Origin of the sequence: Dyadobacter endophyticus, from assembly GCF_014641595.1 — a bacterium.
Taxonomy (GTDB): Bacteria; Bacteroidota; Bacteroidia; order Cytophagales; family Spirosomataceae; genus Dyadobacter; species Dyadobacter endophyticus.
In genome coordinates this window covers 1,147,915-1,165,394 of the sequence record NZ_BMIA01000003.1, presented here as the reverse complement: position 1 = coordinate 1,165,394, position 17,480 = coordinate 1,147,915, and the positions used below count along the sequence as shown (strand labels likewise).

At 49.3% G+C, this 17,480-nt stretch carries 12 protein-coding genes; 6 read left to right on the top strand and 6 right to left on the bottom strand.

Annotated features, from left to right (window positions below; all coding sequences use genetic code 11):
• Nucleotides 1-113: 113 nt before the first annotated feature.
• On the bottom strand, nt 114-905 hold the full coding sequence (locus IEY24_RS24585; protein ID WP_188937147.1) for a ferritin-like domain-containing protein: 792 nt from the start codon (nt 903-905) through the stop codon (nt 114-116).
• 27 nt (nt 906-932) lie between these two features.
• Entirely contained in the window at nt 933-1,652 is a 720-nt protein-coding gene (locus IEY24_RS24580) for a ferritin-like domain-containing protein (RefSeq protein WP_188937146.1), read from the bottom strand.
• Nucleotides 1,653-2,250: 598 nt separating this feature from the next.
• Here IEY24_RS24580 and IEY24_RS24575 point away from each other — a divergent pair.
• Both IEY24_RS24575 and IEY24_RS24570 read left to right on the top strand, forming a co-directional pair.
• Nucleotides 2,251-2,553, top strand: a complete 303-nt coding sequence (locus IEY24_RS24575) for a hypothetical protein (RefSeq protein ID WP_188937145.1) — start codon at nt 2,251-2,253, stop codon at nt 2,551-2,553.
• Between the two features lie 139 nt (nt 2,554-2,692).
• A complete protein-coding gene (locus IEY24_RS24570; protein ID WP_188937143.1) occupies nt 2,693-4,066 on the top strand; it encodes a sigma-54-dependent transcriptional regulator in 1,374 nt (457 codons plus the stop codon).
• Here the strand turns inward: IEY24_RS24570 and IEY24_RS24565 are convergent.
• The 3 genes from IEY24_RS24565 to IEY24_RS24555 all read right to left on the bottom strand — a co-directional run bounded on the left by IEY24_RS24565 (nt 4,054) and on the right by IEY24_RS24555 (nt 10,641).
• Entirely contained in the window at nt 4,054-6,618 is a 2,565-nt protein-coding gene (locus IEY24_RS24565; protein WP_188937142.1) for a hybrid sensor histidine kinase/response regulator, read from the bottom strand. The two genes, IEY24_RS24570 and IEY24_RS24565, sit on opposite strands and share 13 nt — an antisense overlap.
• Before the next feature lie 201 nt (nt 6,619-6,819).
• Nucleotides 6,820-8,766 carry a c-type cytochrome gene (locus tag IEY24_RS24560; protein WP_188937141.1) on the bottom strand — a complete coding sequence of 649 codons (1,947 nt, stop codon included), beginning with the start codon at nt 8,764-8,766 and terminating at the stop codon, nt 6,820-6,822.
• 27 nt (nt 8,767-8,793) lie between these two features.
• A complete protein-coding gene (locus IEY24_RS24555; RefSeq protein WP_229222981.1) occupies nt 8,794-10,641 on the bottom strand; it encodes a 3-keto-alpha-glucoside-1,2-lyase-like domain-containing protein in 1,848 nt (615 codons plus the stop codon).
• Nucleotides 10,642-10,833: 192 nt separating this feature from the next.
• Between IEY24_RS24555 and IEY24_RS24550 the strand changes: the two genes are divergently transcribed.
• Complete coding sequence (locus IEY24_RS24550) at nt 10,834-11,598, top strand: 3-keto-disaccharide hydrolase (RefSeq protein WP_188937140.1); 765 nt, start codon at nt 10,834-10,836, stop codon at nt 11,596-11,598.
• Nucleotides 11,599-11,675: 77 nt separating this feature from the next.
• Here IEY24_RS24550 and IEY24_RS24545 read toward each other — a convergent pair whose 3' ends face one another.
• The gene (locus tag IEY24_RS24545; protein ID WP_188937138.1) at nt 11,676-14,096 is read right to left on the bottom strand and encodes a TonB-dependent receptor; all 2,421 of its coding nucleotides are present in this window, start codon (nt 14,094-14,096) and stop codon (nt 11,676-11,678) included.
• 235 nt (nt 14,097-14,331) lie between these two features.
• Between IEY24_RS24545 and IEY24_RS24540 the strand changes: the two genes are divergently transcribed.
• The 3 genes from IEY24_RS24540 to glgP all read left to right on the top strand — a co-directional run bounded on the left by IEY24_RS24540 (nt 14,332) and on the right by glgP (nt 17,480).
• Entirely contained in the window at nt 14,332-14,898 is a 567-nt protein-coding gene (locus IEY24_RS24540; protein WP_188937135.1) for a hypothetical protein, read from the top strand.
• Between the two features lie 96 nt (nt 14,899-14,994).
• Nucleotides 14,995-15,744: a hypothetical protein gene (locus tag IEY24_RS24535; protein ID WP_188937132.1), complete on the top strand. Its 750-nt coding sequence runs from the start codon at nt 14,995-14,997 to the stop codon at nt 15,742-15,744.
• An 86-nt stretch (nt 15,745-15,830) separates the two neighbouring features.
• Complete coding sequence (gene glgP / locus IEY24_RS24530) at nt 15,831-17,480, top strand: alpha-glucan family phosphorylase (protein WP_188937130.1); 1,650 nt, start codon at nt 15,831-15,833, stop codon at nt 17,478-17,480.

Sequence of the window (17,480 nt, the reverse complement as noted above, 5' to 3'; positions counted from 1 at the left end):
CGTTGCCGGTAACCTCCTGATTCATAATAGTGTGTAGTCTGGCACTTTGAGCGTAGCCCAACAGAAAGTGCATGTATATGCCCAACAGGGAAAGTTTACGTTAATTACTTTGATTAAGCCTTGATAAACGGGCCGGCAATGGCCAGTACAGCTTCCTTCGTCAAAGGCTCGTCGAATGCTTCTGTTACGGCCGCGTCCGATTTGGATGCGAGGCCTTTGATGTTCACACCGCCCTGGATCATGTTGTCTTCGCCCGCGTAGATAGGGGCAACCGCACCTTCCTTGCCGGTGATCCATCCTTTCATGGCAGGCATACCCAGCAGCATAGCCGCCAGCCTGCGGGCCACAGCCGCGTGGCGTGCCTCTACCGAATGCACCTGCAACGCATATTCCAGGATTTGCGGATCGGCGATCAACGCGCCGGCTTGTCCCTTGTAGGCACGCACACCGGTATCCTCCAACGCACTCGAAACGGTCACGAATGTTTTGTAATTGCTGAAAACATCCGCAAAGCCACCTTTGTAGGTGAAATCGAAAGTGGGCTTTTTAATAGCCTTGTCGCCCAATGCTTTCACGAGGAATGCGACGTGCTGCGATTCATGCTTGCCGATTTGCATGAAGATCGTTTTGTCGGAGGCGGGAATCAGGTTCGCAGCCGCGATGCCCGCCTTGTAGAACTCATCTTCCAGGTATTCGAGCGTAAGTGCGTAGTTGAGCACATCCACGGCCGCAGCCGATTGCGCAAATGCCTTGTTCACGATCGCCGCAAATGCGGTCGGGATCGCCGCCGAAGCCAGCTTGCTTCCAACCCTGCTCATGAAATGGCGGCGTGACGCGTATTCGAGTCTCCCCACGGCGTCGCCGTCAATCTGCTGGAACTTGTCTATAATTTTGAAAATATCCATTGTGTCTGATCCTGTTAGTGTGAATGATTATTTACCTACGTTGGGACCGGAAATGGTGTCTTTCACGTAGCCCTTTACGGCCATAAGAATGTCGGCAGGTGCAATGGCCTTGTCCATTCCATTCATGTCGATGATGTCGTCACCGGCGAAGTCGGCGGATTTGGGGTTGATCAGGTCACGGATAACGGAAGCGTGACGTGCCTCTACGGAAACGATTTTTCCGGCGAGTAAAAGGTAGTTAGGGTTTTTGATTAGCTTTCCGGCACCGTTGTAAGCAGCTACGCCGGTGTCTTCGAATAATTTGGCTGCGCCAAGTACGGCGTCTCTTTTGGTGAAGTCGATGCTGTCGAAGTTAGGGGTCAGTCCTTTGATGGCCTTGTCTGCCAATGCGGCTTTAAAAAAATCACGGTGTACGATCTCGTGGTCACGGATGTCGGTCAGGATTGTTTTCTCTGCGTCGGTCATGCCGTTATAAGGCGTCTGGATCACTTGTGTGTAGAATGCAGCCTCCAATTGTTCCAAAGCGTATGCATAGTTGAGTACGCCGATGTCCCCCGAGCCGAGGTCTACCGCGTCACCGGTTCCAGGAATCGGGTCGTCGTCGTCCTTGCATCCGGCAGCGATTACAATCGTTCCTAATGAGGTCGCTAATCCGGCCGAGCGAAGGAAAAGGCGTCTGTTGACGACCGATGTAATTTCTCCTTCTGCCTCACCGGAGCTGTGCTTCGTGTTTGTGTGTTTGATCATAGCATTAAGGTTGTTGAGCTCTCCCCGTGTGTCGAAGAGTCTAAGCAGACCTACGCAGCGCGGATTACTTTAGATCAAACGGAGTGAAGAAAGGAGACAAAGAGGGAGGATGGAGGAAAGGGAGGATGAAGGAGAGGGACTTGGACCAAAAAACAAAAAGAGTCCCGGGTTGGGACTCTTGATGCTTTCAGACTAACCGATGTTGGTATTAAATAACGTTGAGTAAATAATGCCTGAGATATAATTCAATATTGAATGTATAGCGCTAAGTTTTTGAGCGGTGTGTAGTATTTGTGCTACCTATTCTTGGTAAATAATTTCTACGCAAATATAAGCGAATATGTTCCTATAAAAACAATAAATATTTAGAATTTTTTTTAGTTTGTGTTATAGGATACGGGCACATGTAGAAACTGGCTATTAAATTTCACATTGCTGACGTGAAATTCCACAACCTGTGGCACAGCTCCCGTCTCCTCCGGTTGTCCGGACATTAATTTAAATTGGTTAATATCTCATTATCAGCTTTTTTTGCACCTTACTCTTGTTGGCACGAATATCTTTTCTATATATATTAAAATTAAATGCCTGATCAAACATGCGAATAACCCCGATAGTCATCGCCCTCTTGCTAACAGCCATTATTCCGGATGTCGACGCATCCGTACAATCTTCTACAAACGTAGCCGTTATTGCCGAACAGAGTAAGGTTGCCATTAGGCCGGAGGATCTTCCTGAGCCTGTCAAAAGTACCCTGTCTAGCGCCTATGCCGAATGGAAGGTGACCAGTGCCTACCTGGTTACGCGTGACGATAATTCACAGTATTACGAAGTCAATATCAAGCGAGCGGAAGAAACATCTACCCTTAATCTGGACAAGTACGGAAAGAAGATCGACTGAGAGGTGGTCGCTCCCGATGTCTGACAGGCTCATTATCAAAAGCCGGAGACTTCTCCGGCTTTTTGGTGTTTGTTTTTGTACTTTTACATAATACCCACTCGTTTATTAGTATTTATTTTTCTTAGAAATAGTATCACCCATGGCTCATCTGCTCCTCGTTGAAGACGATTCCACATTTTCAAAGTTGCTCACCAATTTCCTCGGCAAGCATGGTCATCAGGTAAAAGTTTGTTCAAATATCAAAGAGGCGAGAGAAGCGCTTGGGAAGAACAATTCAGACGGCCCGTTCGAAGTACTGATGCTCGATTACCGTCTGCCTGATGGTAATTCTGTGGATTTTCTTAAAACGCTCAGAAGCGAAGGCAACCGCACCCCGGCATTTATCATGACCAGTTTTCATGACGTACGGACGGCAGTGACTGCCATGCAAATAGGAGCTTTCGACTATATCACGAAACCGGTGAACCCGGAAGAATTGCTTATGGTACTGAGAGAGGCGCTGAACAAGGGAGAGGTGACGAGCGTAAAGACTGCGCCGAAGGCTAAAAGTAATTCGAAGTCGGACAAACAATCGCTTGACTATATAGAAGGCAAAAGCAAGATCGCAAAGCAGCTCTTCGAATATGTGCGACTGGTGTCGCCCACAGATATGTCGGTGATCATCCAGGGCGAGAGTGGTACCGGTAAGGAACATGTTGCCAAATCGATCCACCGCCTCAGCAAGCGTGCCGACGGCCCTTTTGTGGCGATCGACTGCGGTTCGTTGTCCAAGGACCTGGCCGCGAGCGAGCTTTTTGGTCATAAAAAAGGAGCATTTACCGGTGCGTTGCAAGATAAGATAGGCCAGTTCGAGGCGGCCGATGGCGGTACGCTATTTTTGGATGAGATCGGTAACCTGAGCTATGATGTCCAGATCAAGCTGCTTCGTGCATTGCAGGAGCGCATTATCGTTCCGATCGGCAGTACACAGCAGGTGAAAGTCGACGTACGCCTCATCGCCGCGACGAACGAAGACCTTATTTCCAGCGCAGCTGCGGGGGATTTTCGAGAGGATCTTTATCACCGCTTGAACGAGTTTAAAATCGAGGTGCCCGCATTGCGCAAGCGCGGCGAGGACCTGCCGATTTTTGTACAGCATTTTGTGGACAAGGCCAATGAAGAGCTTGATCGCAATGTGAGAGAGCTGTCGAAAGAGGTAATGGATGTTTTCCAGAAATACGATTGGCCGGGTAACCTGCGCGAACTGAACAATGTGATCAAACGCCTCGTGCTCTTATCGAAAGAAGAAATTGCTACGCTAAGCGCATTACCTCCGGAAATGATTACGGCTATGGAAGACCAGCAAAAGCCTGCCCCAGGTTCCGACTTGAAGGCTTTGCAGGAAACACACGAGAAGGAAATGATCGAAAAGGTATTGCAGGAAGTACGCTACAATAAAAGCAAAGCGGCGAAATTACTCAACATCGATCGTAAGACTTTGTATTACAAGATCGAAAAATATCATATAGAGTAGGAGAGCGCTTTTTCTTCCACTTGCTCCACTACTGACGCAGCGTCGTTTACGACCTGCGTCATTTCTTTTTCCGACACTTCCGATGGGTTTTCGCGAAGGGCGATTTCCAGGTTTCGGAACCGCGCCGACAAGTCGCGCGCGCCGATCTGTCCCGTGCGCCCTGCCATGCGGTGCATGAGTTCCTGAGCATGGTCGGACTCACCCGCCGCGATATGATGCCTTAATGAACCGATATCACTCCGGGAATCTTTGACAAACTGATCCAATATTTCACGCAGAAGGCTTTCATCGCCAAAAGTCATTTCGGTTAGCATTGAGAAGTCGAAGTCTAGATTATGGCCCGTATGATCGTCCACAGAATTGTTTTCGTTAGATGCGGCAGGGGTCTCAGGCACTTCCGTGGTTGAGGAAGCTTCGAGCAGTTCCAGCAAATCGCGGGAATGGAAAGGTTTCATCAGATAACCGTCGAAGCCCATTCCAAGCAGTTTTTTACGTTCCTCGGGCAATGCCTGTGCCGTGAGTACGAAAAATTTAACACCATCGGGCGCCGATTTGCGGAGGCGTTTCACCAATTCGGCCCCGTTCATGCCCGACATGCGCATGTCGGTCAGTAAGAACTTCACCTGATTATCCCAGGGCCGGTTCAGGACCTCCTCTGCCGAGGAGAACGCTGTATGCGAAATGCCGTTCATTTCGAGAACGGATGAGCACCATTTGAGAATGAAGGCGTCATCATCAACCAGCCATACTTTGCCATTGATCTGATAGCTTCTTTCCGGCGCTTCCTCTGCCAATTCCAGTGTGTCTGCCTTTTTCATACTGGTGGTGACAAAAAAAGTCGTGCCCTCTCCCTGTTTGCTGATGACATGGACGCTGCCCGACATGCCTTCCACCAATGCTTTTACAATGCTGAGCCCGAGCCCGGTACCGCCGTACCTGCGCTGAATAGATGGGTCGGCCTGCTCAAATTGGTTAAATATGCGTTCTGTCTGCTCTTTTGACAATCCGATACCTGTATCCGAAACCTGGAATTCGATTTTAGCAAGATTACCGCTTTCATGGCCTGCCACTTTCAGAACCACCTCGCCGTTTTCTGTGAACTTGATTGCATTAGTCAGCAGATTGTACAGAACCTGCCGCAGTCGGAACGGGTCGCCGTGCAGGTACAGGTTTGGTTTGAGTGAATTTTCGAGCCTCATTACCAGCCCTTTCGATAACGCTGTGGGCCGTAATACCTGTACTACCTCGTTCAGGACCGGATTGATGGAAAATACCCTGTCTTCGAAAGTAAACCGGTCGGAAATGATGCGGCTGTAATCGAGTACTTCGTTGACCAGGTATAGCAAGTGTTCCGAAGCGGAATGCAGGGTTTCAAGATCTTGCTTCCGTGGTTTTTCCTCATTCTTCAATGCTTCCGCGTAGCCGATAATGGATTGCAGCGGTGTACGGATTTCGTGGCTCATATTGGCCAGAAAGCGCTGCTTGGCCATGCTGTGGTATTCGGCCTCTTCTTTGGCTTCTTCGAGTTGCTCGCGGTATTCGTTACTTTTGGTAATGTCGGTAAAGATGAAATAGGCCATCACCGCGGTGAGGAAGAAAAAGCCCAGCATGATCCATTCGAGGTAATCGATACTGCCCTCCACAATCTCTTTGGCTTCGACACTATTCTCACCCGATTCTTTCAACACTTCCTTTTCAACCTTTTGCATTACGTCGAGCAGTTGCTTCACCAGCGAGTTGCCGGCAGTTGCAAGCTCCTGTTCGCGGTCGACGAAGGTTACCGCCCGTTTTTTCTGGGATTTTTCGATGGCGTGAACGGCCTCGCCTACCTTTTCAATGGTACTGTCCTTCTTGGCCACGCGGATGGTATCGACCTGGACGTTTACTTCCTGCTTTTGCACCAGTTTGGTGGGTTCCGGCGCTGGTTTTTTAGTCTTTTTACTTCCACCGAAAACGCGGCCGAAGAAGCCTTTTTTTGCTCCTGCCTTTTGCGACGTATCAGGCACTTCCGTGTAGACGGTGGTGGTAGTGGTCCGTTTTTCGGTTTTGACTACCGTGCTGTCCGGTTTCAGTGCCTTGGTGGTGATAAGTCCGGAAATGGATTTGACTTCGTCTTCCAGGGCCTTGTTACTGACCAGCTTGGAGCGAACTTTTACATAATCGCCGTATATTTTTTCGCGTTCTTTCAGGATCTTCTTCATGGAGTCGATCCGGATGATCTGCATGTCGTCGCCGATGCTCATGTCGCTCAGAGAATCCAGTGTCGCTATCAGTTCGACGGATTGAGCCAGTACTTCGTCGTTCAGTTCTTCGCCTTTCAGCTTACGTTCGTTCTGAAGGTGATCGAGTGTGAGGATATCCTTGAATATTTTGTTGACCAGCCGCATTTTGTTATCCGGGGTCGAGAGCGAAGTGAGCGTAGTAAGCATATTGCTGAACGCCAGTTTGCTCGTAACCCACGACGCTGCCAGGGCGAGGGAGGCGATAAAAAAACCGAGAAGGATTTTTCCTTTCACCGATTTCAGGAAAGACGGGCCACGCAGAGTAGACATAGTTTTGGTAACATTCAATACCAACTAACGCATTTACAGGGGTAAAACGTGCGATTTACACCGCGTTAGTCTTATTTGTAATGTGAAGATAATGTTTTAAAATGTATTCTAAATGAGCTGATCCTCAACTAAAAAGGCTGCCTCCGATGCGGAAGCAGCCTTTTTTATAGATTACCCGGGCCAGGCCCGGTTTGAATGCAATTATTTCGCAAGCGAATTGATCCAAGCTGCGATTTTAGCAGCTTCTGCCTTGGGAACCTGAGGCATTGGCGCCATTGGCGTCGCGTAGTCAGGCCAGTTTTCAGGCTTCGGTGCGTAAATCAGTTCCACGATTTTCTCATTGCTGTATTTGCGTTTTGCAACGTCAGCGTAAGAAGGACCCACTACTTTCTTGTCGGGTGCGTGGCAGGCAAGGCAGGTGTTTTTCGCCAACAATGGTTTCACTTCTTCCCAGGTTGGGGTTTTGGCCGCTGCTCCGGCTTTCGCGGGAGTTGCTTTGCCTTTTCCATCCGGTGATACGTGCTCTTTCGCAGGCTCGGCCGAAACCGATGCCTGTGCTTTGCCCGAACGGGTAGTTTTCAGATCAGAAACTTTCAGCTTGTCGCCGTCAGGGATATTGTTCAGCGTATAGTATGCATCGGGGTGAACCAGTGACCAGCTGTTGGTAGCCGAACGAACGCCTTCCAGAGAGATCTTGTGAACGTAATACTGTTTCATTCCGTCGAGTACGATACGCACCTTCTTGTTGTCGTCGGAAACTTTCACACCTGCGATTTTCACATCTTCCAGGTTGATCTGCGGGCTACCGTAAACAGGGTAATGCTTGTAGAGGTAGCTGCTCACTTTGTAAGAATCCAGATCCTCCGCCGACTTGCGGTCAACAGGCATCGTGAATTCGATTTCAAAACCGTCTGGCTGTGCTTTTACAGTGTACATTTCGAATGGCATTTTGCCGTTCCAAACGAGACGTTGCAAGCCTTGGTTGGCATCACCGGCAGACCCCCAACCACGGTTGGTTTCCCCTACGAACATCGATCCATCCTTATCGAATGCCATACGCAATACACCCGACTGGAATCCGCTGCGGAAACCGATGCTGGCGCCTTGGTATTCCCCTTTTACTTTTTCCATCACGATACGCATGATATTGCTTTGTCCCTGGTCACCCACAAACACCTGGCCTGTGAATGGGCCGAAGTTTCCTTTGGTATCATCCAAAATCAGTTCCGCGGTAGAAACACCGTGTACACCATAAGGCAACCATACAGCCGGAAGCTGCACCATGTCATATTTCTGTTTCAACTGGTACAAGAACTGTGGCTCTTCACCCATTGTGTTTTCAGGCTTGATAGCGCGGTCCTGTGCATTGCGGTGCTGGCGGTTATCGCGCTCCGCGAAGAATTGCTTTTCAGTCAGTTTTACAGGCGAGTTAGGCAATCCAGCCCATTTCAAACCTGCCGGGTGACCCATGAAGCCGCCTTTTTTAACCTGGAAAATAGCACCGGTACCCATCCAGTCGCCCTGGTTGTCGGTGTAGAATAGCTCGCCGTTCAGCATGCTGATACCCGCAGGGGAGCGCACGCCGGTTGCGTATGGTTCGAATTTGCCGTCATTGGTGATGTGGAATATCCAGCCACGCCCGGGAACACGGCTTTCGCCTCTCCACCATTCTTCGTCACCGAATGCTACGTTGCCACTCACGAAAAAGCTGCCATCCGGAGCGAGTTTAGGACCGAACGAATATTCGTGGTAGTGACCTGAAAGCGGCCACGCGTAAACAGTTTCGTAAACATCAGCCTTGCCGTCGCCATTTTTATCGACCAATTTGGTCAACTCACCACGCTGTGCGCAGTACAATGCACCTTCTTTGTATGCCAAACCCAGGATTTCGTGCAAGCCGGTCGCGAACTTGCGGAAATATGGCGTGCGGCTGGTAGGGTTATCCACGATCCAAACTTCACCACGACGGGTTGAAATCGCCAGTGAACCGTTTGGCAGGGTCGTTAAGCCACCCACTTCGAGAATAATACCCTCCGGAATCGGCGGGGTGACGATCTTGTAAAAATCTTCTTCTTTCGGAGACTCCTGCGCTTTCAGCGTAGAGAGGGAAGCCAAAAGAGCGAATGCTATATGAGCAAGTTTTTTCATTGTCAAATCAGGAATAATAGGTTAAAATCAGAACAGGATGGAGTACTTCACTTCGCCGTTGGTAACAGGCACGATGAGTTCCTGTTCGCCTTTTGCGCCTCTGATTTCTGGTTTAAGTTTTTTGTCGGCCAGCTGGATGTAGTACGATTTATCGTCTACTGCGTAAAGTCCTTCCGAGATTTTTTCAATGGAAGAACCGTCAGCTAGGCGTGCCACGAGGTCTTTTGCAGGGTTATTCACCTTTACAATGCGCTCGAAATACTGGTTATTCACGACGGACACGTAGTCGGTGATCGCCGAGCCGAATGCCTGATATTGGAAGGTAGGCACGTCGGAATCATCCAATACATAACCTTTCGGACGGTAACCGCTGCCGGTTGTGTCCGCTTCCCACTTAGATTTACCTGATCTACCCAAGAACATATCGTCGCCGAGCAACGTCACGCTGCCTCGCGGGCGTGAGGAGCCATCGCCGCGGTCGTGCCACATTGGGGTTGCATCCAGGAATTCGCCACGCCAAACTTGCAGGATTGCGCCTTTGTCGAGGTCGTACGTATAATGCAGGCTCGCAGGGCTACCCACAGACGCCGCGTGTACAACGCGTATTCTTTTCGCTTTTTCGTCCTTGCGGAAATCCATGAAAGAGCGGGTAATCGTGTTGGTAGGTGCCTGGATCAGGATCGGATCGGTAGAACCGCCACCCATGGCCGAGCTTTTTGCATGGTAAGCCACCTCGCGGAAGCCAGGACCGCTGGTCCAAAGGCCCAATACCGGGCGCATCCAGCCATCTCTTTTGTTGTTGAAAACTTCGATCGTATGGTCGCCGGCTTTCAGGTTTACTTTGCCTACACGGAATTCGTTGTTCGATTTCCACTCGGGTTTGATCACATCTTTACCGTCGATTTTCAGGTAGGAATTACCCGAAGCCTGCAAGCGGAAAGCGTATTCGCCTTCGGTAGCTGCGTTGAAACGGCCATTGTAAACGTAAGAGTAATTGTTGTTCTCTTTCAAAATCTCCCAGTTCAGCGATTCCGACTTGCCGGTTTCCGCAGGAGTAAGTTTTGAAAGGTCCTCGGTTTCGGACAGACCGCCGTAATAGGTTTTGTAGGTCAGCTCGGAAAGGGTCGCAGGTTTCTTGTCAAAATTATTAACCACAATATTGCGGATTGCCAAAGAACCGTGGTCGCCCTGGATGCGGATCGGACCCATTGGCACGTCCTCAGCCGTCAGTGAACCGCGGGTAGGCCCGCTAACTTCCACGTTTTCGTGGATAGTCACACCATTTAAGACGATAGAAAGGAATACCGCATTCGCGATTTTCTTGCCATTTGCGTCGAAACGCGGTGCCTGGTAGGAGATTTTGATATGCTGCCACAATCCCGGCGCTTTCGCCACATTGAAACGCGGTGCGTATCCTTCGTAACCTTTTTCACCTTCGGGCTTGGAATCGTTCCAGCGCTCGTAAATACCACCACAGTCGTTGTATTTGGCGCCTTTTTTACCCCAGCTGTCGAAAAGCTGTACTTCGTAGTTGCCTTGCAGATAGATTCCTGAGTTGGAACCTTTGCTCATCATGAAATCCAGTTCAAGGTCGAGATCGCCGTGTTTGAAGTTGGAAATCAGTTCATAGTCGCTGCCATACTTGCCTTTTTCATGGAGGCAAGCCAGTACTCCTTTACCCGGGCTGGTAATCAGCGCGTTTTCTTTGGAGAGGTCGGCCGATGCATTACCGACGATTTTCCAGTCACTGGATTTGGTCGTAAAAGCACTGAGGTCGTTGAGGGGAATAGGCTGCTGGGCGTAGGCGGTGTGCATGGCAAAAGCCGCTACCCCAGAGGCGATTAATTGAAAAAGTGAACGGTTGGTTTTAAACATACTTGCAGTAAGCTTAGTCGGTTTTAGATTAGCAATCAGGCCAGGAGTGCCTTTAGCCCTGCAAATTACGTGATAAGAATCGGGAAAATTACATTTATATAGATGAGAATCCTTTTTGTTAGTGCTTTTTACTTAATGTTGTGTTTTGATACTATTTCAAAAAGTTATTAGACTAAAACTGTTACTTTTCAAATGAGAAAATTGATGCTTACCGCGTTCAGCATGGCCGCAGCCTTCGCCGCACACGCGCAATTGCAACCTGCGAAGCAAACTCCTGAATCCAGCGAATTGTGGAACCCGGTTCCCCGTGTTGTAACGCCAGGTAAAGGTTCTCCGGCCGTTTCAGGCTTCACAGCCCCTTCGGATGCTATTATTCTGTTCGACGGTAAAAACCTCGATCAGTGGGTTTCCGGTAAAGACGGCAAAGCGGCTGCTCCCTGGACAGTTGGCGACGGCGCAATGACCGTTGCCCCGAAATCAGGCGACATCCAAACCAAACAGACGTTCGGCGACTATCAGCTGCACATCGAATGGAGAACCCCCGCGAAAGTAGACGGAAATGGACAAGGCCGCGGTAACAGCGGTATTTTCATGCAGGGCGTTTACGAATTGCAGGTACTCGACAGCTACAACAACCCGACTTACTCGAACGGTCAGGCCGGTTCTATCTACAAGCAAACAATGCCCCTCGTAAACGCGGCCGTAGGCCCGGGCGAATGGCAGACTTACGACGTGATTTACACACAGCCGCATTTCAACAAAGATGGCCAGATGAGTATCCCGCCTTACATTACCGTGATCCACAATGGTGTATTGGTTCAAAACCATACCGCGATCCAGGGAACGACTCCTTACATCGGCCAGCCGACAATCGAGCCGCACGGAAAAGGCCCTATCAAATTGCAGGACCACAACAATACGACGAGCTTCCGCAATATCTGGATTCGTGAATTGTAAATTTTAGAGGATATTGAAATCAAAAACGGGCTGCTTCAAATGAGGCGGCCCGTTTTGATTTTTAATCCACCAGCTAGCTAAAACTTGATCGCCAGGTTCGCCGAGAAATTCCTCGGCATCTGGGGCGTGAGCACACCCTGTCCGGCAAAATATTTCTTATCCAGCATATTGTCGAGTTTCAGCCCCAGCCGCCATGCTTTGGTGTTATAGAATACCGTCGCATTCAGAACCGTGTAGGAAGGAATCGTGAAAATACCCGTCACCGCCGAATTCGAAGTCAAATGTTCGCTGATGTAGTTGCCGCCAATACCGGCCCCGATTCCTTTGAGCTTTCCGAAAGGCAGATTGTAGCTGATCCACGCATTCGCCAGATCCGCCGGGCCGGCATTAGCGGGGCGGCGACCTTCCAGCGCGACGGTAGATTTGGTCAGTTTGCTATCATTATGGCTATAACCCGCCACGAGGTTTAGCCCCGTTATCGGGTTAGCAATAATTTCTACCTCAATTCCACGGCTGTATTGCGTGCCGTTCTGCACGGTGACGTTGTAATTCTTGCCATCGCGTACGAGCACGTCGGTGCGCGTGGTGTTGTCTACTTTAATGTCATAATAGCTGATGGTCATATTCAGCTTACCCTGATAGCTTTCCAGTTTAATACCGCCTTCGAGCTGATTGGCCTGCTGTGGCTTAAACACCCCGGAAATATCAGGTAGCGGCTGGGTTACAGGGGCAACATTGAAGAAGCCGTTCATATAGTTTCCAAAAACAGAAAGCCGGTCTTTGATCAACTGATAGACAAGGCCCAGTTTGGGCGAAACGGCCGTTTGCTTGAACTGTGTATTAGCGACGTAGGTGCGGGTCGCGTGGTTTAATGTGCCTTTGTTTTCAAAACGGTCGATGCGCAGGCTGATCATCGCGAGCAGGCGGTCGGTAACATTGAGGACGTCGGAGAAATAGGCGCTGTACACATTACCCGAGTTATAGTTACGTAAAGGCGCGTCGTTGTTCATGGCCAGTCGCGCCTCCACGGACGTGCGGTTGATTTTGAGGTAATTCGGGTCATTGTGAATCCCGCTTACATTGTCGAACACGATGTAAGGCGAGTTGTTGTTGTGCGCCGTGCGGTTCAGGTAGTCGAGGCCGACTACGATGCGGTTGCGTAACGTGCCGATTTTGAAATCGCCAATAAAATTCTGCTGGATGTCGATCGCATTGTTGGTCGTGTTTTGTAAAGAAATATTGCGTTCGAGCAAGGTATCGGCCACGGCGCCTCGAATGAACTGATATTGGTAAAAACCTTCTGATCTACGTGTATTGCTCGAAAATGCGGTTTGCGACGTCCAGCTTTGCGAAAGTTTGTATTTCAACTGACCATACACATTGATGGTCGGCGTTTTCATCGTCAGGTCGTTGCTGGTGTAGGACTTGTTCCAATCAAAACCCAGTTCCTGAGGCGTGTGTGCTGCAAACTGGCGGGTACGGTTGAGGAAAACGGCCGACGGGCTCGTCATCTCGCTCTGGTAAATGCCCGCGTTGAAAAGGATGGTCATCTTTTCATTCACACGGTATTCCAGTGATGGTGCAATCACGAGACTTCTCCGGAAACCCGCATCCTGGAAGCTGCCCTGATATTGATAGGCTGCATTAACCCTCAGCAAAAGATTTTTGGAAGCATTAATAGGAGAATAAATGTCGGCGGTCAGACGGTTCAAGCCGAAACTGCCGGTTGTGTAACCAATTTCACCGCCCGCTATTTCAACCGGTTTTTTAGTCACGATATTCATTAGCCCGCCAAACGAAGTAACCGAACTGCCGAACAGTGTAGCCGATGGCCCTTTGATCACTTCCACTTTTTCGACATTGATCGGGTCGAACTCGCCGTTCGTTTGTACCGGCAACCCATCCACGACGGACAATTCCGTGCGAAAACCGCGCAATGCATAGAATGTCGCTCCATCGGAGTTAATACCACGATTGGCCTGGATTTTATAAACCCCCGGCGCGTTTTTAACAATGTTGGAGAAGTCTGTAATAAGCTGTTCTGTAAAAAGTGTTTTGGATAATGCACTGTAAACCTGCGGGTTCTCCATATTGCTCACGGGGAGCTTGGCTACGTAATCGCTTTCTTTTTTGGAAAACTTGTTGATATCCCCGCTAATCACGACTTCCTGCAATGCCTTACTGTCCTCGTTCAGGAATACCGGTTCGAATATGACGGTTTGATCAGAACCGATGGCTGCCGGGCGTTCGATAGGCTCATAACCAAGCAACTGGATTACGACCCTATGCTCGCCGGCAGGGATATTCCGGATGATAAATTGCCCGTCTGCATCACTTTGCGCTCCTTTTCCAGTTCCTTTAATGGTAATGTTGACAAATTCGGCCGCCTTGCCGTCGGAAGTTTTCACGGTGCCCCGCAATGCACCGCGGCCTTCGTTGGCCTGAGCGTGGGATTGGTTGGCGGAAAATAAAGCAATAATGTAAAGCATGACGGCCATGCACTTTCGGAATTTATTCCTCGGATTCATTGGGATACTATTAATATAAACGGATGGATTTGCAATGCGGCGCGGGAGCGTGGTTCGTGGCAAAGCTACGACACTATTTATATTAAGTCCAAATAATAATTTGTCTGAGTCCAATAATTATAATGCCTTAAACGATTGGTAGCATCGGTTAATCCTTTTCTATTTTTCATTTATATTCGTTTTCAATGCCATTCCAAAAGTTGCCATGCAGGAAATAGAACCCTATTACAATTGGGAAAAACACTATGTAGCCAGCCACGACGAGCGTTCGCCGTTCTATGGCCGCACGTATAATCTTGATTATTATGAGAATGCGATTTACGGCTATTATATCCACCCGCTTTGGGACCATATCGGGTCGGAGACGTTGTATGTGAAAATCCTTTTTGCCGATTATAAAAAGCGCTTTGTGATTATTGAAATGTTTGGGGAATGGAACGATGCGCTGCATAATGATATCATGTTCCTGAAACGGCAGGTGGTCGATCCCCTTGTCGATGAGGGTATTAACCAGTTTATATTGCTGGGAGAAAATGTCCTGGACTTCCATGGCGCGGAGGATGATTACTATGCGGAATGGTTCGATGACGTGGAGGACGGATGGATCGTCGCCGTCAATTTTCGCGAGCATGTGGAGGAGCAATGGACGAAATTCCGGCTCGACTATTATATTAATTTCGGTGGTACGCTGCACCTCAATAACTGGCGTACGTTGCAGCCGGAGCCGTTTTATGAGCTTGTTAAAAATTTGATGGTTAGAAGGTTAACCTGACAGAAAGCTGCCCGGATTGCTTGCAACCTTGGCAACTCCTTTGTAGCTTACGCATTCATCGTATCAACTGTTTTTTACCTTAAAACCTCATTTCCCATGGCCGAGAATACCGAACCTACACCAGAAGACGAAAAAGAATCGCTGGAAAATAAAGTTGAAGAACTCAAAACTACTGCTACCGAAGCCAAAGACCAGATCGCGGAAGAGGCAGCCGAAGCGGTGAAAGAGGAAGCCAAAGCATTGGAAATAAAGGCAGAGGACAAAGTGGACGAGGTAGTGGATGCAGCTGATGGAATCAAAACCGAAGTTTACGAGACGCTCGATGACCTGAAAGCGCAGGCCGAGACCAAAACCACCGAAGTGGAAGAGGTGATCGAAGAAAAAGCGGAAGCGGTTAAGGAAGCTGTGGCAGAAGTGAAGGAGGAGGCGGCTGTGAAGGCTGAGGCGGTGAAAGAGGAGGTTGCGGAAAAGGTCGAGGAGGTAGAATCCGGCTTTGCTGCGAAACTCGCCGGTCTGACGGAGGCAGCAGCAGAGAAATTCGAAGACCTGAAAGAGGCTGCGACAGACAAGTTTGAGGACATCAAGGAAGTTGCTGCGGAGAAGTTTGAGGACATTAAGGTAGTCGCAGCCGATAAGTACGAACATATTAAAGAAGATGCCGCCGAAGCATTCGAAGACGCGAAGGAAGTAGCCGCCGAGAAACTGGCGGAAGCGCAGGCCAAAGCCGCCGAACTGAAAGCGAAAGCAGCTGAGGAAATAGCCGAATTGAAAGAAGAGGCAACGGAAAAAGTCGCTGAAACGAAGACCAAGACAAAAGGATTCTGGGCGCGGCTCTTTGGCGGATAACTATTTGCAGATAATTTCCCGGCCCGGCCCTTTTCGATTGGCCGGGTTTTTTATTTACGTTATTTGTTTTATCAAAATTGCTTCTGATGTCACAGGAAACTTTCGTTCTTCCCTACCAACATCCGTTTGTCGCGGACAGCAAATACAAAAAATCAGTCGCCTACTTTTCGATGGAATTCGCCGTCGACCAGGCATTAAAGATTTACTCCGGCGGTCTGGGCTTCCTCGCAGGTTCGCATATGCGCAGCGTATACGCGCTGAAACAGAATCTGATCGGCATTGGGATGCTCTGGAAATACGGCTATTACGACCAGGGCCGGAAAAAGGACGGCAGTATGGAGCCGGAGTTCACGGAGAAAATATATTCGTATCTCGCCGATACCCAAATCCGTTTTCAGATACCCATTATGGGTAAAAACGTTTGGGTAGCAGCCTATTATCTGGCTCCTGAAACATTCGGTTCCGCACCATTATTTCTTCTGACTACCGATACCGACGGCAACGACGAATCCACGCGAGCGATCAGTTATTCATTGTACGACTCGGACGTTACCTACAAAGTAGCGCAATGCATGGTGCTCGGTATCGGTGGCGCGCGGTTGCTCGAAGCGCTGCAATACGATCCGGAAGTTTACCATTTGAATGAGGCACACGCGGTATCCGCTCTTTTTCATCTGTATAAAAAATACCAGGATGTGGCTGAGGTAAGGAAAAAGGTAGTTTTTACAACGCATACCCCCGAAGAAGCCGGTAATGAAAAGCACGATATTCATTTTCTGGATAAACTGGGCTTTTTCTCAGGACTGGACCTGGAAACGGTGCGTAAGATCAGCGGCATTCGCGACGGAGTATTCAACCATTCGCTGGCTGCATTGAGCCTTAGCCATAAAGCGAACGGCGTTTCCAAACTGCATGGGGAAGTTTCACGAAAAATGTGGAAAACGCATCCCAAAATCGCGCCGATCGAGCACATTACCAATGCGCAAAACAATACTTACTGGGTTGACCCTATTTTGGAAAAGGCCAGGAAAGAAAAGGATACCAGCGCGATTGTCGCACGTAAGAAGGAACTGAAAGAAGTTTTGTTCAAAACAGTCGCCGACCAGAGTGGGAAGTTATTTGACCCGGATGTGCTCACGATCGTCTGGGCGAGGCGGTTTGCGGCTTACAAGCGGGCGGATATGCTGGTTTGGGACCTGGAAAGATTCAAACGCATAATGGGCAATAAGGAGCAGCCGGTGCAGGTGATATGGGCTGGAAAGCCGTATCCGAAAGATGAAGGTGCAGTTGGGACCTTTAACCATCTATTCTATCTGAGCCACTTGTTTCCTAACATGGCCGTACTGACAGGCTATGAGCTGGCATTATCCAAGCTGCTCAAAGACGGGGCCGATATATGGCTCAATACGCCGGTCGTGACGCGCGAAGCATCGGGTACCAGCGGGATGACGGCGGCTATGAATGCGGCATTGAACCTTTCGACCTACGATGGCTGGATCTGCGAATTCGCAAAGGACGGGCACAATGCATTTCTTCTGCCGGTTGCCAAAGGGGAGGATATTAATAAGCAAGATTGCGATAATCTGATGGAAACTTTGGAGCGTTCCGTGATCCCGACTTACTATAATGCGCCTGAGAAATGGCGGGAGATGACTTTGAATAGTATGAATGACGTTTCCGAACCGTTCAGTTCCGACCGGATGGCCAGGGAGTATTATGAGTTATTGTATAATTAA